The sequence below is a fragment of the bacterium genome, from assembly GCA_035380285.1.
In the GTDB taxonomy this organism is placed as follows: domain Bacteria; phylum Auribacterota; class Erginobacteria; order Erginobacterales; family DAOSXE01; genus DAOSXE01.
This window is the reverse complement of the sequence record DAOSXE010000025.1, coordinates 16558-31634: the sequence shown is the minus strand read 5'-3', so window position 1 is coordinate 31634 and position 15077 is coordinate 16558. Positions and strand designations below refer to the sequence as shown.

Sequence of the window (15077 nt, the reverse complement as noted above, 5' to 3'; positions counted from 1 at the left end):
TCCCCAAGGTTATTATGAGAATCTTTCTTATTAATTTCATGAAGCTCAAAATCAACATTTTGACCGCCCTGGTTCTGGGGGGCGCGGCCCTGTCGGTCCCGGAGACGTCCTGGGCCTATATCGGCCCCGGGGCCGGGTTTGCCTTCGTCAGCTCCTTCATCTTTATCCTCGGGGCCCTGGCCATGGCGTTCGTGCTCATCCTCACCCTCCCCTTCCGCTCCCTGCTGCGCCTGGCCAGGAAGAAGAAACGCCGGGGGAAGGCCAAGGTCGACCGGGTGGTCATTCTCGGGCTCGACGGCCTCGACCCGGTCCTGGCCGGGGAGTTCATGGACCGCGGCCTCCTTCCCCACCTGGCTCGGCTGAGAGCCGAAGGTTTCTTTTCGCCCCTGGCCACCACCAACCCCCCGATTTCGCCGGTGGCCTGGTCCTCGTTCATGACCGGCACCAACCCCGGCAAGCACAATATCTTCGACTTCCTCCGCCGCGATCCCCGCACCTACCTCCCCTCCCTTTCCTCGGCCGAGATCGGCTCGGGCGGCGCGAAGGGGAAACCCCTGGTCAAGATGCTGCGCAAGGGCGTCCCCTTCTGGAAAATTCTGGGCGAACACGGGATCTTCAGCATCGTGCTCAAGGTTCCGATCACCTTCCCCCCCGAACCGTTCGCCAACGGGATGCTCCTGGCCGGACTATGCACGCCCGATCTGAAAGGCTCCCAGGGCACGTTCACCTACTTCACCACGGCCGCCGCGGACCGAAACCTGACCCAGGGCTACCTCGTCCCCCTCTCCGGGCCGGGACCGGTTTATACCACCGGCATCCCCGGCCCCGCCGATCCCCGCAAAGACCGGGGCGAGCTTTCGGCCCCGCTCACGCTCACCGTCGAGGGCCCCGACACCGTCGTCGCCGAAGTGGGGGGAAAACGGCACGTCCTGAAGAAAGGCAGGCTCTCGCCCTGGATCGAAATTTCCTTCAAGGCGGGCCGGTCCTCGATCCGGGGAATAGCCCAGTTTTTCCTGAAGCAGGCGGAAGGAGACCTCCACCTGTACCTCTCCCCCGTCCAGATCGACCCCGGCCGCCCGGCGATGCCGGTCTCCCATCCCCTGATCTATTCGATCATGCTCAGCAAGATCCACGGGCCCTTCGCTACCCTGGGGCTTCCCCAGGACACCTGGGCGCTGAACGAGGGGGTCCTCACCGACGACGGGTTTCTCCAGCAGACCTACGGCTGCCACCGGACCCTGGAGGATATCTTCTTCAGTTCCCTGCGCCAGGTGAAAAAAGGGCTGGTCTGCTGCGTCTTCGATACCACCGACGTCGTTCAACACGAGTTCTGGCGCTACCTCGAAGACGACCACCCGGCCCTGGCCGGCTCGGCGGAACCTCCACGGCCCGAGGTGATCGAGGAACTCTATAAGAACATGGACGCGATGGTGGGGCGGCTGGCGGGGCGGCTCCGGGAAAAAGACCTGCTCGTCATCTGTTCCGACCACGGGTTCAAGCTCTTCCGCCGCGGGGTCAACATCAACACCTGGCTGCGGGACAACGGCTACCTCGCCCTCAAGGAAGGGAAACGGACGGGGGGAGAATGGTTCGCCGACGTCGACTGGAGCAAGACCCGGGCCTACGCCTTCGGGCTCTCCGGGCTCTATCTCAACCGGGCCGGAAGGGAATCGAGCGGAACCGTGGCCCCCGAGGAAGTCGAACCCCTCAAACGGGAGCTGATCGAGAAGCTCTCCGGCCTGGCCGACCCCGAAACCGGCCAAGAGGCGGTGACCACCCTCTACGACACCGCCGCCGTCTATTCCGGCCCCTTCAAGGGAAACGCCCCCGACCTCATCCTCGGGTTCCGGCCCGGGTTCCGGCATTCCTGGGAATCGGTCTCGGGAAAGGTGGAGGAGACGGTTTTCATCGACAACGACAAAGCCTGGAGCGCCGACCACTGCATCGACCACCGCTTCGTCCCCGGGGTTTTCTTCTGCGACCGCCCGGTCGACTGCGCCTCACCCTCGATCACGGACATCGCCCCCACGGTCCTCGACCTCTTCGGGATCGAACCTCCCCCCAACATGGACGGCCGCGTGCTCGACGTCGCCGTGAACCGGGAGGCGGGGACATGATCCTTTCCCGCCTGCTGACGGCGGCCGTGGCGGCCGGAGTCCTGGGTACGGCGGCGGCGGAGCCGCGGATGATCGTCATCGGTTTCGACGGGATGGACCCGCGCATCGTCCGGGGCATGTGGGAGGAAGGCAAACTGCCCAACCTGAAAAAACTGGCCGACGCCGGCGGGTTTTCCCCCCTCTGGTCGAGTATCCCCCCGCAGAGCCCGGTGGCCTGGTCCAACTTCATCACCGGGATGAACCCCGGAGGCCACGGGATCTTCGATTTCATCCACCGCCGGGCCGATACCTACCAGCCCTACCTGTCCATGTCGGAGACGCTGGCCCCGGAAGGGCTGACCATCCCCCTGGGCAAATACTCCGTCCCCCTGTCGGGAGGAGGAGTGGTCCTCCTGCGCCGGGGGAAGGCTTTCTGGGAATACCTGGAGGACGCGGGGATCCCCGCCACCGTCTTCAAGATGCCTTCCAACTTCCCCCCGGCCGGCGAGAAGACCCTGAGCGTATCCGGAATGGGCACCCCGGACCTGCTCGGCACCTACGGCACCTACCAGTATTTCACCACCGACCCGGCCGACATCCCCGCCGACTACGGGGGGGCGCGCATGGAACTGGTCTTCCCCGAGGGGGACCGGATCGACCAGGCGCTGGAGGGCCCTCCCGACAACTACCTGGAAGGGAACCCCCGGATCATGATCCCGTTCACGGTCTGGATCGACCCCGTCAACCCCGTGGCCCGGATCGATATCTACGACCGCCAGATCATGCTTCCCGCGGGCGACTGGGTGCCCGAAGACCGGCTCGGCCCCCGGGAAGGAGAAGACCCGGAGCAGCGCATCCTCCTCCGTCAGGGGGAATGGAGCGACTGGGTGACCGTCGAGTTCAACCCCCTCCCCCTTCCTTCCATCCCCGGGCTGTACCGCCCGCCCACCGGAATCTGCCGATTCTATCTCAAGGAGGTTCATCCGGAATTCAAGCTTTACGTCTCCCCGATCAACATCGATCCCAAGAACCCGGCCCTGCCCATCGATCTGCCCCGGGGGTTCGCCGCCGAGATCGCCGACGCCGCGGGGGATTTCTACACCCAGGGAATGCCGGAAGAGACCAAGGCCCTGGACAACGGCACCTTCACCACCGAAGAGTTTTACCGTCAGTCCATGATGGTTCTCCACGAACGGCTGCGGCTGTTCGACTATCTCTTCGACCGCTTCGATAAGGGCTTCTTCTTCTTTTATTTTTCCAGCACCGACCAGAACAGCCACATCTTCTGGCACCTGCGCGACCCCCACCACCCCATCTACGACCCGGAGATGCGGGCGAAGCTGGGCGACGTGATCGAAGAGATATACGGAGAAATGGACAAGGTCGTGGGTAAAATCCTGCGGCGCCTGGACGAGAACACCACCCTGGTGATCATGTCCGACCACGGGTTCGGGCCCTTCTACCGCAACTTCCACCTCAACACCTGGCTGAAGGAAAACGGCTACCTGACCGCCGTCGCCGGGGGCGGCATCGACTGGAAGCGGAGCCGGGTCTACGCCCTGGGACTGAACGGGCTCTACCTCAACCTCCGGGGGCGGGAATCGGAGGGGACCGTCAACCCCGGGCCGGAAGCCGACGCCCTCAAGCGGGAACTGAAGGAGAAATTGGAGGCGGTCACCGATCCCGAAAACGGGAAGTCGGTGATCAAGAAGGTGCACATCGCCGACGAAGTCTATTCCGGCGAAAACGTCGACCAGGCGCCGGATCTGCTGGTGGGCTACGACTGGGGCTACCGGACCGGCTACCAGAGCGCCCTGGGAATGGTCACCGACGATATTCTCACCACCAGCACCGAGAAGTGGAGCGGGGACCACTGCGGCGCCACCGAGATCGTCCCGGGCATCCTCTTCTCCAACCGCCCCATCCTCAACCTGAACCCCCACCTCTACGACATCACCCCGGCCATCCTGGAAACGTTCGGGATCCCGGTCCCCGAAACCATGGTGGGAACCAGCATCTTCCGCCCGGCGCCCCCGGCGCGAACGGAGGGCGCGGAGGATCTGCCGTATTTGTAATCCCCAGCAAGGAGGACGGAGCATGGCCAAGAAGATCAAGATCGAAAACGACCTCTACGAGAAACTGAGCGCCTGCGGCCGGGGCGCCGGTTACTCCAGCCCCGAGGAGTTCATCATCCATATCCTGGAAACGACCGCCGCCGAGGTGGCGGACGCCGAAGACGAGGAGAAAGTCAAGGAACGTCTGATGGGCCTGGGCTACCTGGGATAAGCCCGGGCGGGTGTGCGCATGCGCTGGTTGACCGACATCGTAACCGGAATCTTCACGCTCGTCATCGCCCCCCTCCCCGCTCTTCTGGGGTTGGCGATCTGCTCGGCCCTGACCGCCGTCTTCATCCTTCTGGTCTACCGGCTCCTTTCCAACCAGGGGGCCATCAGCAGAAACAAGCAGCGGATCTTCGGGCATTTCCTGGAGATCTACCTCTACCGGGACAGCTCGGCGATGATCGTCAAATCCCTGGGCCGGGTTCTGGGTTCGATCGGCTGCTACCTGGCGTTTTTCCTCCCGCCTCTCCTGGTGGTATTCATTCCCGTTACCTTCATGCTGGCCCAGCTCGACCTCCACTACGGACACGCGCTTCCTCCCGTGGGGACGCCTTTCCTGCTCCGGGCCCAGATCGAGCCCGGCGCCGACCGCTTCCTGGAAACGATCGCCCTGGAAACCGGCGCCGGACTGGAAGCGCTGACCCCGGTTCTGAGGATCGCCGGACTGGGCGAAGCCGACTGGAGAATCGAGCGGACGGGGTCCGGGCCCCAGACCGCGATCCTGCGGGGCAAGGAAGCGGAGATTCGAGCGTCGCTGGATCGGGAGGGGCCCAACTCCCCCATCTATCCGGTCCTGACCAAGGATGTTTTTCCGGAAACCATCCTCCGGCCCGGGCAGGACTACCTCCCCGCCGACGGTCCCGTCGACCGCGTGATCTTCGAGCTTCCCTCCCGGTCCCTGAACTGCGGCCTCTTCTCCCTGCACTGGGCGGCGATCTACTTCGTTCTCACCATCGCCCTGGCCTTCGCTTTCAAGAAAAGCTTCAAGGTCGAATTCTGACCCGGCCCCGGCGCGGCCAGGGCCTTTTCAGTCCGCGGCCAGGGCCCGGGAAAGCACGGCCACGATGCGCTCGGCGGCCCGGCCGTCCCAAAGTTCGGGGACGCGTCCCCGCTTACCCTTCCCGGCCAGGATGGATTCGACTTCGCCCATGATCCGGCGGCCGTCCAGGCCGACCACGATATTGGTCCCCTCCAGGACCGTAACCGGACGCTCGGTCTCCGGGCGCAGGGTCAGGCAGGGAACGCCGAGCACCGTGGTCTCCTCCTGGATGCCCCCGGAATCGGTGAGAACGAGCCGGGCGTCGGCCAACAGCCGAAGAAAATCCAGATACCCCCGGGGCCCGAGCAGGCGGATGCCCGGCGCCGCCAGCAGATCCGGCATGAGCCCGAATTCCTCCAACCGGTTGCGGGTCCGGGGGTGGACCGGGTAGACCACCGGTATTTTCCGGGAGAGGGGGATGAGCGTCGCCGCCAGTGCCTTCAGCGAACCGGGATCGTCGACCAGTTCGGGGCGGTGGAGGGTGAGAACGGCGTAAGGGGCGCCCTCGAGCCCCAGCGTTTCCAAAATCGTCGATTCCCGCCGGGCGCGCGGTTCCAGGCGGCGCAGGGTGTCGATCATGACGTTGCCCACGAAATGGATCTTCTCCTCCCCGATCCCTTCCGCCCGCAGGTTCTCTCCGGCGGCCCGGGATGTGGTAAAGAGAAAGTCGCTGATCCGGTCGGTGAGTATCCGGTTGATCTCCTCGGCCATCTCCCGGTTGCGGCTGCGGAGACCGGCTTCGACGTGGGCCACGCCGATATGCAGTTTGACCGCGGCCAGGGCGCAGGCGATGGTCGAATTCACGTCGCCCACCACCAGGACCAGGTCCGGCGGGGATTCCATGAGGATGCGTTCGAAGCGCTCCAGGATCAGCCCGGTCTGGCGGCCGTGCGGGCCGGAGCCGACATTGAGATCGACCTGGGGGCGGGGCATGCCCAGATCGTCGAAAAACGCCTTGGACATTTCCCGGTCGTAATGCTGGCCGGTATGGATCAGAACCGGTTCGAGGCCGGGCGCCCCGGCCATCGCCTCCAGGATCGGGGCCATCTTCATGAAGTTGGGGCGGGCGCCGACCACGCAGGCGACCCGGGCGGGCTTGGTTTTCATCGCTTCTTCCTTCTCCGGCTCAGTTCGTTCCTGATGGCCCCGGCCACCGCGGCCACGGCTTCGGGGTTGAGGCCTCCCTCCCGGACCACCAGGTCGGCGGACCGGCGCGAAGGCTCGACCAGCAGCTCGTGCATGGGCCGGACGGATTCCAGGTACTGGGCGATCACCGATTCCGCCGAACGCCCCCGCTCCGCCATGTCCCGCAGGACCCGGCGGCCGAGGCGCACGTCCGGTTCCACGTCCACGAAGACCTTGAGGTCGAGCTGCTCGACCAGCTCGGGGGCAGCCAGCAGCAGGATCCCCTCGACGATGACCACATCCCCCGGATGGAGCATCTCGACCCGGGGCAGGCGCAGATGAGCGGAGAAGTCGTAGACCGGCACGGGAGCGGGCAGGCCGGCCCGGAGCAGTCCCAGGTGTTCGGCGAAGAGGGCCCGGTCCAGGCTCTCCAGGCGGTCGAAGTTGATCCGGGCGCGTTGGTGGAGGTCGAGGTGGTCGAGGGGAAGATAGTAGGCGTCGAACTGGATCGCGGCCAGGGCGTATTCCGGCAACAGCGCGCCGAGGTTGCCGGCCAAGGTGGTCTTACCGGCGCAGGTCCCCCCGGCGATGCCGACCATGAGCGGGGAGACCGGATTCGAACCGGAGCGGGGGGTCATCGTTCCCCCAGCAGCGGCGAAGCGGAGAGCAGCACCTGCCCCCCCGGAAGGGGATGGCGGTGCCGGAGGTTCCAACCCTCGGGGAGCCAACCGGAAGCGGTCAGACGCTGCCAGCCCGGGTCGCGCTCGCCCGGATCGTAGTAGGGCCCCAGGTAGAAAGCGGTGATGTAAAACGCTTCCACCGGCGGAACGTAGTAGAGGTTGATCTCCTCGTAATCGCCCACCCGGGCGGGGAGCCAGAGGGAAGAACGGTCCCCGTACCAGGCCACCGCCCAGGGAACGTCGGAAACGATCACCCGGTCGGGAGGAACCGCCGCGGAGATCTCTTCGATCAGGCCGGGGTTGTAGATCGCGACCCGGGGATAGGGAGCGGGGACGAAGCCGCTCCAGGAAGGAAGGAGCACCAGGAAAACGAAGACGGAGAGGGCCGCCGTCCGTCCCCGGGAACCGAAACCGGCGCCCAGGCGCAGGAAAGCGGCGGACACCAGCGCGGTGCCGGCCGGGATGAACGCCCGCAGCCCGCTCTCCCCGGGACGGAAGAGCGTCCAGGCCGCCAGTTCCACGGCGAAAAAGGAGAAGAACAGCCACCGGTAGCGGGCTCGGGGGCCGTCGCCGAAACGGCAGAAGAGGGAGGCCGGGATAAAGACCGAGGCGATATTGCCGGTGAGGAACAGCACCTGTTCCACGCCGTCCCTCAACCCCACCAGGGCCTTGCCCAGCAGGGCCCCCGCCCGGCCCGGGACCAGGAGGCTCCGGCTTCCGAACCCGCGCCAGAGAGTGTGCCCCGGAGAAGCGTCCGTGAACATGTAGACCCGGTACCCGGAGAGGGAAAAGAAGGGATTGCCGACCAGGACCGCGTTCCTGACCAGCCAGGGCAGGGAGACCAGGACCGCCCCGGCCAGGAGCCAGCCGACGCGGGCTCCCCGGCGCCCGGGAGCGAACCGCCAGAGGTAGACTGCGGCCGGAAGCAGCCAGAGACCGAAGGTATAATGCCCCAGGTACCCCAGGCCGACGCAGATCCCGGGAACAAGGGCGGATACCGGGCGGCGCGCGCGGCTCCACTCGGTGAGGACGACCGCTCCCATGACCAACCCCGCCAGAAACGGCGCCGGCGAAGCCGCGGCGGCCTCGTCCAGAAGCGCGGGCGAAACCAGATAGAGAAACAGGGCCAGGGCGGCCTCCCGCTTGCCGAATATCCGCGAGACGGTACACCAGAGAGGAAAAGCCCAGAGCCAGAGGAACACGGCCGAGGTCCCGGCCAGGAGGGCGTCGCTCCGCCCGAAGACCGCCATGGCCGCGGCCAGGACCAGCACGTAGAGCGGAGGGTTGGCGAAATCGGGATGGGCCGTGAAACTGTCGTTGAAACGCAGGCTGACCGGGCGGATGAAACCGGTGGTGAAACCGCGCCCCGACGCCAACCGGGCCGCTTCCTGCCCCAGGTCGAGACCTCCGATCGCTTCGGGGGCGTTCAACCCCACCAGGGGATCGAAAGCCCCGCCGACGGCGGCGGCGGAGATTACGATTCCGGCGACCAGGGCCGCGGCCGTGAGGACGGCGGTTTTCTTCCCGGACGCGGACACGGCCTCAGCCCCCTCCCCCCGCGCCGGCGACGGAGAGAATGACCACGACCGCGCCCACCCAGAGCGCCACCGTCCCCAGCAAAGCCGGATCGGAGAGGAGGACCCGTTCGGGTTCCTCGCCCGCTCCCCGGCACTGCAGCAGAAAGACGTAGCGCAGGAGGCCGTATACCACCAGGGGAAGGGTCAGAAACATCAGGGGACTGACCTCCGCCCGGGTCCTTCCGTCGAGGGTATACAGCGCATAGGCCATGAGGGTGGCGGCGGCGGCGATGGAGATCATCTGGTCGAGAAGGCTCCCGGTGTACAAGGAAAGTTGGGGACGCGTCCCGGAGGCGGCTTCGGGGCGGTCGCCGACCTCACGGCGGCGTTTGCCCAGGGCCAGAAACAGCGCCAGGAGGAAGGTGCAGAGGTAGAGCCAGTTCGAGATCCCGACCCCGACGGCGAGGCCTCCGGCCAGAACCCGGAGAATGAAACCGAGAGCGATGACCAGGACGTCCACGATGGCGATCCGGCTCAGGATCAGGGAGTAGAGCAGCATCAGGACCAGGTAGGCGCTCCCGGCCAGCCCCACCGTCCAAGAGACGAGGAAAGCCCCCGCCAGACCGGCGGCGGCCAGCGGAACCGCGGCCGCCAGGGCGGACGGAACCGGAAGAAGCCCCGAAGCGATGGGGCGCCCCTGCTTGCGGGGGTGGCGGGCGTCGCGCCGGCGGTCGACGACGTCGTTGAAAATATATACCGCCGAGGAGAGGCAGCAAAAAACCGCCATGGTCCAGAGCGCCCGGCCGACTTTGGACGAGTCGACGAAACCGCGGGAAAAGACCAGGGCGGCCAGGACAAAACCGTTTTTCAGCCATTGCCGCGGCCGCATCGAGATGAGGATAACCTTGATCATGAGCACCCCCTCCGCCCTCCCCGCCGGACCGACGGTATTCGGGGCGGTCCCGCCGCCGGGGCGGGTTCGGACCCCGCCCGCGTTGCGCCGCGAAGGAGGCCGAGATGGAGCCGATGGGATTCGAACCCACGACCTGCTGATTGCGAACCAGCCGCTCTCCCAGCTGAGCTACGGCCCCATGTCCCGGTCCAAGACCGGAAACGTTAACGCTTTTTCAGTTCGTCGCCGATCTCGCGCAGGGCGTCGACGAACTCGTCGATATGATCCTCGAAAATAACCAGGCGGATCCGCTGGTGCCGGTCTTCTTCCCGGTCATACTGGGATTCCACGATGTCCACGAACCTGGTCCCGCTTTCCTGCTCCTTGAGGTTGAAAAAGTAGGTGCGTTTCCCGCAGGAGATCCTCTTGCTGTAAATTTCCTCGGTAGCGATGACCCACCTCCTTACGCGGTCTCATTCCGTCTCCCTCCGGACGCCCCGGCCCGCGAGCGCCCGGTCATGAACCTTGCAAGGAAAACACAGATCTCGAATAAAATCAACACCGGAACCGCTAAAATCACCTGGGAGGCAACGTCGGGCGGGGTGAGCAACGCGGCGGCGAGGAGGACTGCCGCCACCACCCAGGGCCGCGCGCGGCGCAGGCGGCGGGCGTCGGTCCATCCCAGGGCGACGGCGCCGAGAACCACGACCGGGAACTCGAAGGCGACTCCGCCGCCCAGGATCAGGGCGGCGGCGAAGGCGACGTACTCCTCCAATGTCCAAGCCGGCTCGATGCCGTAGCCGAGGGCGTAGTCGCGGAGAAAGCGCAGGGAGATCGGGAGCAGCCCGAAGTATACGAAGAACGCGCCCAGAAGAAAGAGGGCGGTGCCCGCGCCCAGGACGGCCGCAGCCGCCTTTTTTTCCCGGGGCTCGAGGCCGGGGGAGACGAAACGCGCCGACATCCAGAGGACGACGGGGAACGCCACGACGAACCCCGCGGCCGCCGACAGCTTCAGGTTCATCACCATCACGCCCGCGGGCGAGAGCGTGCGCAGCGCCGGGGCGCCCGCCGGAGCGAGCCGGGTCAAGGGGAAACGCAGAGCGTCGAGGAGGGAACCGGCGAAAACGAAGCAGCCGGCAGAAGCCGCAACCCAAACAAGCGCCGACCGGAGGATGAGGCCGCGCAGTTCCTCGAGATGCTCGACGAAGGTTTTTTCCTCCACCGGGTTTACTCCGGCTTCTTTTCTTCCTCCGGCGGCGGAGCCTGGTTCTTATCCCCGGAATCCGCCCCCTCGTCCAGGGATCTCTTGAACTCGTTCACCCCCTTGCCCAACGAGCGCATGATCTCGGGAAACTTGCGCGCGCCGAAGATGAGGAAAAGAACGAGCAGCACCAGAGCCAGTTCCCCCCAACCTATTCCGGAAAAAAGCAGTAAGGGCATGGCGGTTTCTCCTTTTGATCCGATTATACCAGCTTCTCCCCCCGAGCAACAGGAGAACGCGGGCCGAGCAAAAGCTTGCGCCGCCGTCGGAGAACTGAAATCATGGGGCGTCCACGAAAACCGCCGCGGGCGGGGAGCGTTACATGAGGATCGGCGCTGTCGATGTCGGGACCAATTCCGTGCGCTACCTGGTGGCGGAGACTTCCCCGGATCGTCCCCCCCGAATCCTGGAGACGGGGATCGAAACTCCGCGGCTGGGGGCCGGTCTGCGCGGGGGAAAGCTGAACCGGGCGGCGGTCGAACGAACCCTGAGCGCCCTCGAAAGCATCGGGGCCGCCCTGGCCCGGAACGGGGTCGAGCGGACGGCGGCGGTGGGGACCGAAGCCCTGCGCCGGGCGGACGGCGCCCGGGAACTGCTGGAGCGGGCGCGGGAGCTGGGCATCGAGGTGGAGGTCGTCGAACCCCGCGAAGAAGCCGTCCTGGCCTGGGAAGGAGCGGTGTCGGGACTGCCGCCGGAGGCGGGGCCGTATCTGGTCGCCGATCCCGGAGGGGGAAGCACCGAACTTATCCGGCCCGGGGTCGCCCCCAAAACCTGGCTCTTCGCCGGGATACCCCTGGGCTGCGTGCGGCTCCGGGACGAAAGCGGCGACGGATACGCTCCGGCGCGGGCGCGGGCGCGCCACCTGGCCCGCCGGCTTCCCCTCGAACTCTTCTCCTCCCCGATATCCCTGGTGGGAGTGGGAGGCACCTTCACCACCCTGGCCGCGGTCAAGCTGGGCCTGGAGACTTACGACGGCGCCCGCGTCCAGGGGACCGAGGTTTTCCTGGAAGAGATCGCCGCCATCGGGCACAGGGTGGCGGCCCTTCCCCTCCGGGACCGGAAAGCGGTGGCGGGACTCCCCGCCGACCGGGCGGACATCTTCCCGGCCGGCTGCGCGGCCGCGGCCGCGATCATGGAGCGCGGAGGCCTGGAGACCGCCGTCGTCAGCGACCGCGGAATCCTCCACGGCCTTCTCCTCCGGGAAGCCGGGGGCGGGATCAGAAATTGATCGCGAGACTGCTGCCGGCGCGCTGATAGTCCGGGATATCGCCGCCGTCGTAATCGGTCCAGATGTAATATCCGCCCAGTTCCAGGGCCGTGGTGATGTTCCAGAACACCCAGAGGTCGAACTCCCGGGTGGAGACGCCGTGGGCGTGGTTCCGGCCGAAGGAGTAGTAGGTCTCGATCCTGAGCGGCTCCAGCTCGACGACGAGGTCGAAGAAGAACTCATCGGCGTCGTTGAGCTCGTCGAGGGGATAGTAGTCGTCGTCCTGCATGGGATCGAACGAATCGAAAACCCCGGCGATAATGTCGCAGCGGTCGTCGGAAAGGTAATACCACCCTCCGCCCAGACAGATCTCCCTCCAGGAAACGGATGCGTGCACCAGCAGTTCCTGAACGTCTTCGTACCCCGGGGCGACGGAATCGGGGAAAAGGTTCCAATGGTAAGCGTAGATGCCGTCGCACCCGATCCTCCAATCGTCCGAGAGCGGGAACCCGAGGATGCCCCGGGCACCGGTCACGGCCATGACGTCGTCCTGGTAGTTGAGGTAGCCGAGCAGGGAGGCATTGTCGGGGATGCTCCAGTTCAACCCGAACGTATAGAACCCGCTCCCCGCCTCCCGGTTGAGATCGCCGACGTCCTCCCACCCCGTGATCCCCTTGTCGTCGAAGCTGGTGCGGTCGTTGTTGATCCACCGGTGGATGGCGGCGCCGTAGAAATCGAGGTTTTCCAGGGGAACCAGGTGGAGCTGGGCGCCTTCATGGGAATCCCCGTCCGTGGAGGGCGCCCGGAAAAGGCCGCGGCGGCCGGCGACGGCCTCCACCCGCGACCCGTCCCCGCCGTAGGAGAGGTACAGTTCGCGCAGGTCCAGTTCGTGGAGGAAAAGCGCGTCGTAATCCCCCTTGTTTTGTTCCCATATCTTCTGGACCCCGAGGGCCCAGACCCCGGCCTGGAAGCCTTCCAGCGACGCGGTCTCGTACTCGAGTTCGACCAGTCCCCAGGCCTCTCCGTAATCGCGGGCGTCGTCCTCGCGGGGCCAGGTCATGTTGAAGGCGGCTCCCACGCGGCCGCCGAGCTCGCCCCGTTTGAGAAAGTCGTAAATAACGTCGCCATCTCCCGCGGCCGGGGGCTCCGGAACCGCCGCCGCCAGGGCTCCCAGGAACACCGCCGACGTCACGCCGATCGTCATGGGTCTCTCCTCCGGGTCCGGGTTGAAACTGGCGCAACCGCCGGTTGCCAACGGCAAGCCGGGTTGCTATCGTCCGATAGTAGCTCCGCGGGGGACGATTGTCCATTCCCCAGGAACCGAACGCGGGGGCAAAGGAGAAAATTCCGGGTCGGCATGAGGAAGATCATCCACATCGACATGGACGCTTTTTTCGCCGCCATCGAACAACGGGACGACCCCCGGCTGCGGGGAAAACCGGTGGCGGTGGGGAGCCCGCGCGGGCGCAGCGTGGTCTGCACCGCCAGCTACGAGGCCCGCCGTTACGGCGTTCATTCCGCCCTCCCCTCCTCCGCCGCCCGGCGGCGATGCCCGTCCCTGATCTTCGTCCCTCCCCGTTTCGAAGCCTACCGGGAAGTTTCGGAAGCGATCAGGGCGATCTTCGCCGCCTATACCGACCTGGTCGAGCCTCTTTCCCTGGACGAGGCATTTCTGGACGTGACCGCCAACCTCAAGGGAATCCCTTCGGCCACCGCCATCGCCCGGGAGATAAAGCTCCGGATCCGCGCCGAAACCGGGCTGACCGGCTCCGCCGGCATTTCGGTGAACAAGTTCCTGGCCAAGGTCGCCTCGGACCTGCGCAAGCCCGACGGACTGACCGTAATCCGTCCGGAAGCGGTGGAGTCGTTCGTCGCCGCCCTGCCCCCGGCCAAGATCCCGGGAATCGGGCCCGCCACCTTGAAGAAGCTGCGGGGACTGGGGGTGAGGACCACGGGAGACATCAGGCTTTTTCCCGTCGAGGAACTCTGCAAACGCCTGGGGTCGTTCGGGCCGACCCTTCACGAACTCGCTTTCGGAATCGACGGGCGGCCGGTCGTGCCCGCCCGGCCGCCCAAATCGATGGGCGCGGAGACGACCTTTCCCCGGGACCTGGCGCGGCTGGGGGAGATGGCCGCGGAGCTGGAGAAACTGGCCGGACGGGTGGGCGAAAGGCTTCGGAGCCGGGGGCGGCGCGGCCGGACCGTCACCGTCAAAATCCGGACCGCCGACTTCCGGACCACCACGCGGAGCCGGACGCTTTCGCGGCCGGTTCAAGGGGGCGAAGAGATCGCCGCGGCGGTTCGGGAACTGCTTCTTTCCCCGCCCCCCGCCGATCCGGTCCGGCTGCTGGGAGTCTGCGTCTCCTCCCTCGACCCCCTCCCCGGAGAGGGCGGGAGCCTTCAGCTCACCCTCTCTTTCTAGCGGACCGGGCCGGCGGAGCTACGCCGGCCCCATGCCCGACCCCAGACCGCTCCCAGGAGGAACCCGGAAACGTGGCCGAGAAAAGCGGTCTCCGGGCCGGCCCCCAGGGAAAGGATCTGAACCAGGAACCAGAGCCCGAGAAAAACCGAAGCGGGAAGGACGGCGGGAGGAAGAAAAAAGGGAACCAGCGGAAGAACGGGCGTAACCCGCCGCCGGGGAAAGAGCGCGAAGAACGCTCCCATGACGCCGGAAACCGCTCCGCTGGCCCCGACCAGGGGCAGGGGCGAACCGGGGTGCGCGAGAGCATGGACCAGAGCCCCGGCGCCCCCGCAGCCCAGGTAAAGGAGGACGAACCTCCAGGCTCCCAGCGCCTCTTCGACGGCGCCCCCGAAGATCCAGAGGAAAAACAGGTTGAGGAGGAGGTGGATGAAGTCCGCGTGGAGGAAGGTCGCCGTGAAGAGCGCGCCGACGCGTCCCGGGATCGGAGGGGGGACCGCCTCGTCCCCGAGGCCGGCGACTTTTTCCGCGGGAAGACGCGACGCCGAGGGGTGGGTCAGGTAATAGGGAACGGAACCGAACCGGGCGACGGCCGCGCCCGGCCCCGTAACGGCCTGGGCCAGGAAAACCAGTGCCGTCGCCAGCACCAGAACGGCGACGGCGGTCGGCCGGCGGATCGTTTTCTCTCCGTCCGGATTCAACGCCTTCCCGGAGACCGCGC

General features: G+C 66.3%; 15 protein-coding genes and 1 tRNA gene. 6 read left to right on the top strand and 10 right to left on the bottom strand.

The window, feature by feature from the left end; all coding sequences use genetic code 11:
- Window positions 1-14: 14 nt before the first annotated feature.
- From PLZ73_09880 to PLZ73_09865, 4 genes are read left to right on the top strand one after another with little or no spacing between them, the layout of a single operon-like run.
- Entirely contained in the window at window positions 15-2117 is a 2103-nt protein-coding gene (locus tag PLZ73_09880) for an alkaline phosphatase family protein (GenBank protein ID HOO78184.1), read from the top strand.
- Entirely contained in the window at window positions 2114-4171 is a 2058-nt protein-coding gene (locus PLZ73_09875; protein ID HOO78183.1) for an alkaline phosphatase family protein, read from the top strand. The genes PLZ73_09880 and PLZ73_09875 overlap by 4 nt, the downstream gene beginning before the upstream one ends.
- Window positions 4172-4193: 22 nt before the next feature.
- Window positions 4194-4382, top strand: coding sequence for a hypothetical protein (locus PLZ73_09870; GenBank protein HOO78182.1), 189 nt, complete (start codon window positions 4194-4196; stop codon window positions 4380-4382).
- 18 nt (window positions 4383-4400) lie between these two features.
- On the top strand, window positions 4401-5216 hold the full coding sequence (locus PLZ73_09865; GenBank protein ID HOO78181.1) for a hypothetical protein: 816 nt from the start codon (window positions 4401-4403) through the stop codon (window positions 5214-5216).
- A 27-nt stretch (window positions 5217-5243) separates the two neighbouring features.
- Here the strand turns inward: PLZ73_09865 and wecB are convergent, their stop codons facing one another.
- The 8 genes from wecB to PLZ73_09825 all read right to left on the bottom strand — a co-directional run bounded on the left by wecB (window position 5244) and on the right by PLZ73_09825 (window position 10909).
- Window positions 5244-6362, bottom strand: a complete 1119-nt coding sequence (gene wecB / locus PLZ73_09860) for a UDP-N-acetylglucosamine 2-epimerase (non-hydrolyzing) (GenBank protein ID HOO78180.1) — start codon at window positions 6360-6362, stop codon at window positions 5244-5246.
- Window positions 6359-7018 (bottom strand): uridine kinase, encoded by a 660-nt coding sequence (udk, locus tag PLZ73_09855; protein ID HOO78179.1) that lies wholly within the window; start codon window positions 7016-7018, stop codon window positions 6359-6361. Before udk ends, wecB begins: the two co-directional genes overlap by 4 nt.
- The gene (locus PLZ73_09850) at window positions 7015-8598 is read right to left on the bottom strand and encodes a glycosyltransferase family 39 protein (protein ID HOO78178.1); all 1584 of its coding nucleotides are present in this window, start codon (window positions 8596-8598) and stop codon (window positions 7015-7017) included. The genes udk and PLZ73_09850 overlap by 4 nt, the downstream gene beginning before the upstream one ends.
- A 4-nt stretch (window positions 8599-8602) precedes the next feature.
- On the bottom strand, window positions 8603-9490 hold the full coding sequence (locus tag PLZ73_09845) for a decaprenyl-phosphate phosphoribosyltransferase (GenBank protein ID HOO78177.1): 888 nt from the start codon (window positions 9488-9490) through the stop codon (window positions 8603-8605).
- 105 nt (window positions 9491-9595) lie between these two features.
- Window positions 9596-9668, bottom strand: a tRNA-Ala gene (locus tag PLZ73_09840).
- 25 nt (window positions 9669-9693) lie between these two features.
- Window positions 9694-9906, bottom strand: coding sequence for a DUF3276 family protein (locus PLZ73_09835; protein ID HOO78176.1), 213 nt, complete (start codon window positions 9904-9906; stop codon window positions 9694-9696).
- Between the two features lie 26 nt (window positions 9907-9932).
- The gene (gene tatC / locus PLZ73_09830) at window positions 9933-10691 is read right to left on the bottom strand and encodes a twin-arginine translocase subunit TatC (protein HOO78175.1); all 759 of its coding nucleotides are present in this window, start codon (window positions 10689-10691) and stop codon (window positions 9933-9935) included.
- A gap of 5 nt (window positions 10692-10696) precedes the next feature.
- Complete coding sequence (locus PLZ73_09825) at window positions 10697-10909, bottom strand: twin-arginine translocase TatA/TatE family subunit (GenBank protein ID HOO78174.1); 213 nt, start codon at window positions 10907-10909, stop codon at window positions 10697-10699.
- A 143-nt stretch (window positions 10910-11052) separates the two neighbouring features.
- Here PLZ73_09825 and PLZ73_09820 point away from each other — a divergent pair, with 143 nt between their 5' ends.
- Window positions 11053-11958 carry a hypothetical protein gene (locus PLZ73_09820; protein ID HOO78173.1) on the top strand — a complete coding sequence of 302 codons (906 nt, stop codon included), beginning with the start codon at window positions 11053-11055 and terminating at the stop codon, window positions 11956-11958.
- Here the strand turns inward: PLZ73_09820 and PLZ73_09815 are convergent.
- Window positions 11948-13141, bottom strand: coding sequence for a hypothetical protein (locus tag PLZ73_09815; GenBank protein HOO78172.1), 1194 nt, complete (start codon window positions 13139-13141; stop codon window positions 11948-11950). The genes PLZ73_09820 and PLZ73_09815 overlap by 11 nt on opposite strands.
- A gap of 153 nt (window positions 13142-13294) precedes the next feature.
- On the opposite strand from PLZ73_09815, the gene dinB reads away from it, so the two are divergent.
- Window positions 13295-14359: a DNA polymerase IV gene (gene dinB / locus PLZ73_09810; protein HOO78171.1), complete on the top strand. Its 1065-nt coding sequence runs from the start codon at window positions 13295-13297 to the stop codon at window positions 14357-14359.
- Here dinB and PLZ73_09805 read toward each other — a convergent pair.
- Window positions 14356-15057 carry a rhomboid family intramembrane serine protease gene (locus PLZ73_09805; GenBank protein HOO78170.1) on the bottom strand — a complete coding sequence of 234 codons (702 nt, stop codon included), beginning with the start codon at window positions 15055-15057 and terminating at the stop codon, window positions 14356-14358. The two genes, dinB and PLZ73_09805, sit on opposite strands and share 4 nt — an antisense overlap.
- Window positions 15058-15077: the final 20 nt, after the last annotated feature.

Coding starts and splice junctions, on each gene's coding strand:
- PLZ73_09880 (HOO78184.1), top strand. CDS start 15: ATGAGAATCTTTCTTATTAATTTCATGAAGCTCAAAATCAACATTTTG.
- PLZ73_09875 (HOO78183.1), top strand. CDS start 2,114: ATGATCCTTTCCCGCCTGCTGACGGCGGCCGTGGCGGCCGGAGTCCTG.
- PLZ73_09870 (HOO78182.1), top strand. CDS start 4,194: ATGGCCAAGAAGATCAAGATCGAAAACGACCTCTACGAGAAACTGAGC.
- PLZ73_09865 (HOO78181.1), top strand. CDS start 4,401: ATGCGCTGGTTGACCGACATCGTAACCGGAATCTTCACGCTCGTCATC.
- wecB (HOO78180.1), bottom strand. CDS start 6,362: ATGAAAACCAAGCCCGCCCGGGTCGCCTGCGTGGTCGGCGCCCGCCCC.
- udk (HOO78179.1), bottom strand. CDS start 7,018: ATGACCCCCCGCTCCGGTTCGAATCCGGTCTCCCCGCTCATGGTCGGC.
- PLZ73_09845 (HOO78177.1), bottom strand. CDS start 9,490: ATGATCAAGGTTATCCTCATCTCGATGCGGCCGCGGCAATGGCTGAAA.
- PLZ73_09825 (HOO78174.1), bottom strand. CDS start 10,909: ATGCCCTTACTGCTTTTTTCCGGAATAGGTTGGGGGGAACTGGCTCTG.
- PLZ73_09820 (HOO78173.1), top strand. CDS start 11,053: ATGAGGATCGGCGCTGTCGATGTCGGGACCAATTCCGTGCGCTACCTG.
- PLZ73_09815 (HOO78172.1), bottom strand. CDS start 13,141: ATGACGATCGGCGTGACGTCGGCGGTGTTCCTGGGAGCCCTGGCGGCG.
- dinB (HOO78171.1), top strand. CDS start 13,295: ATGAGGAAGATCATCCACATCGACATGGACGCTTTTTTCGCCGCCATC.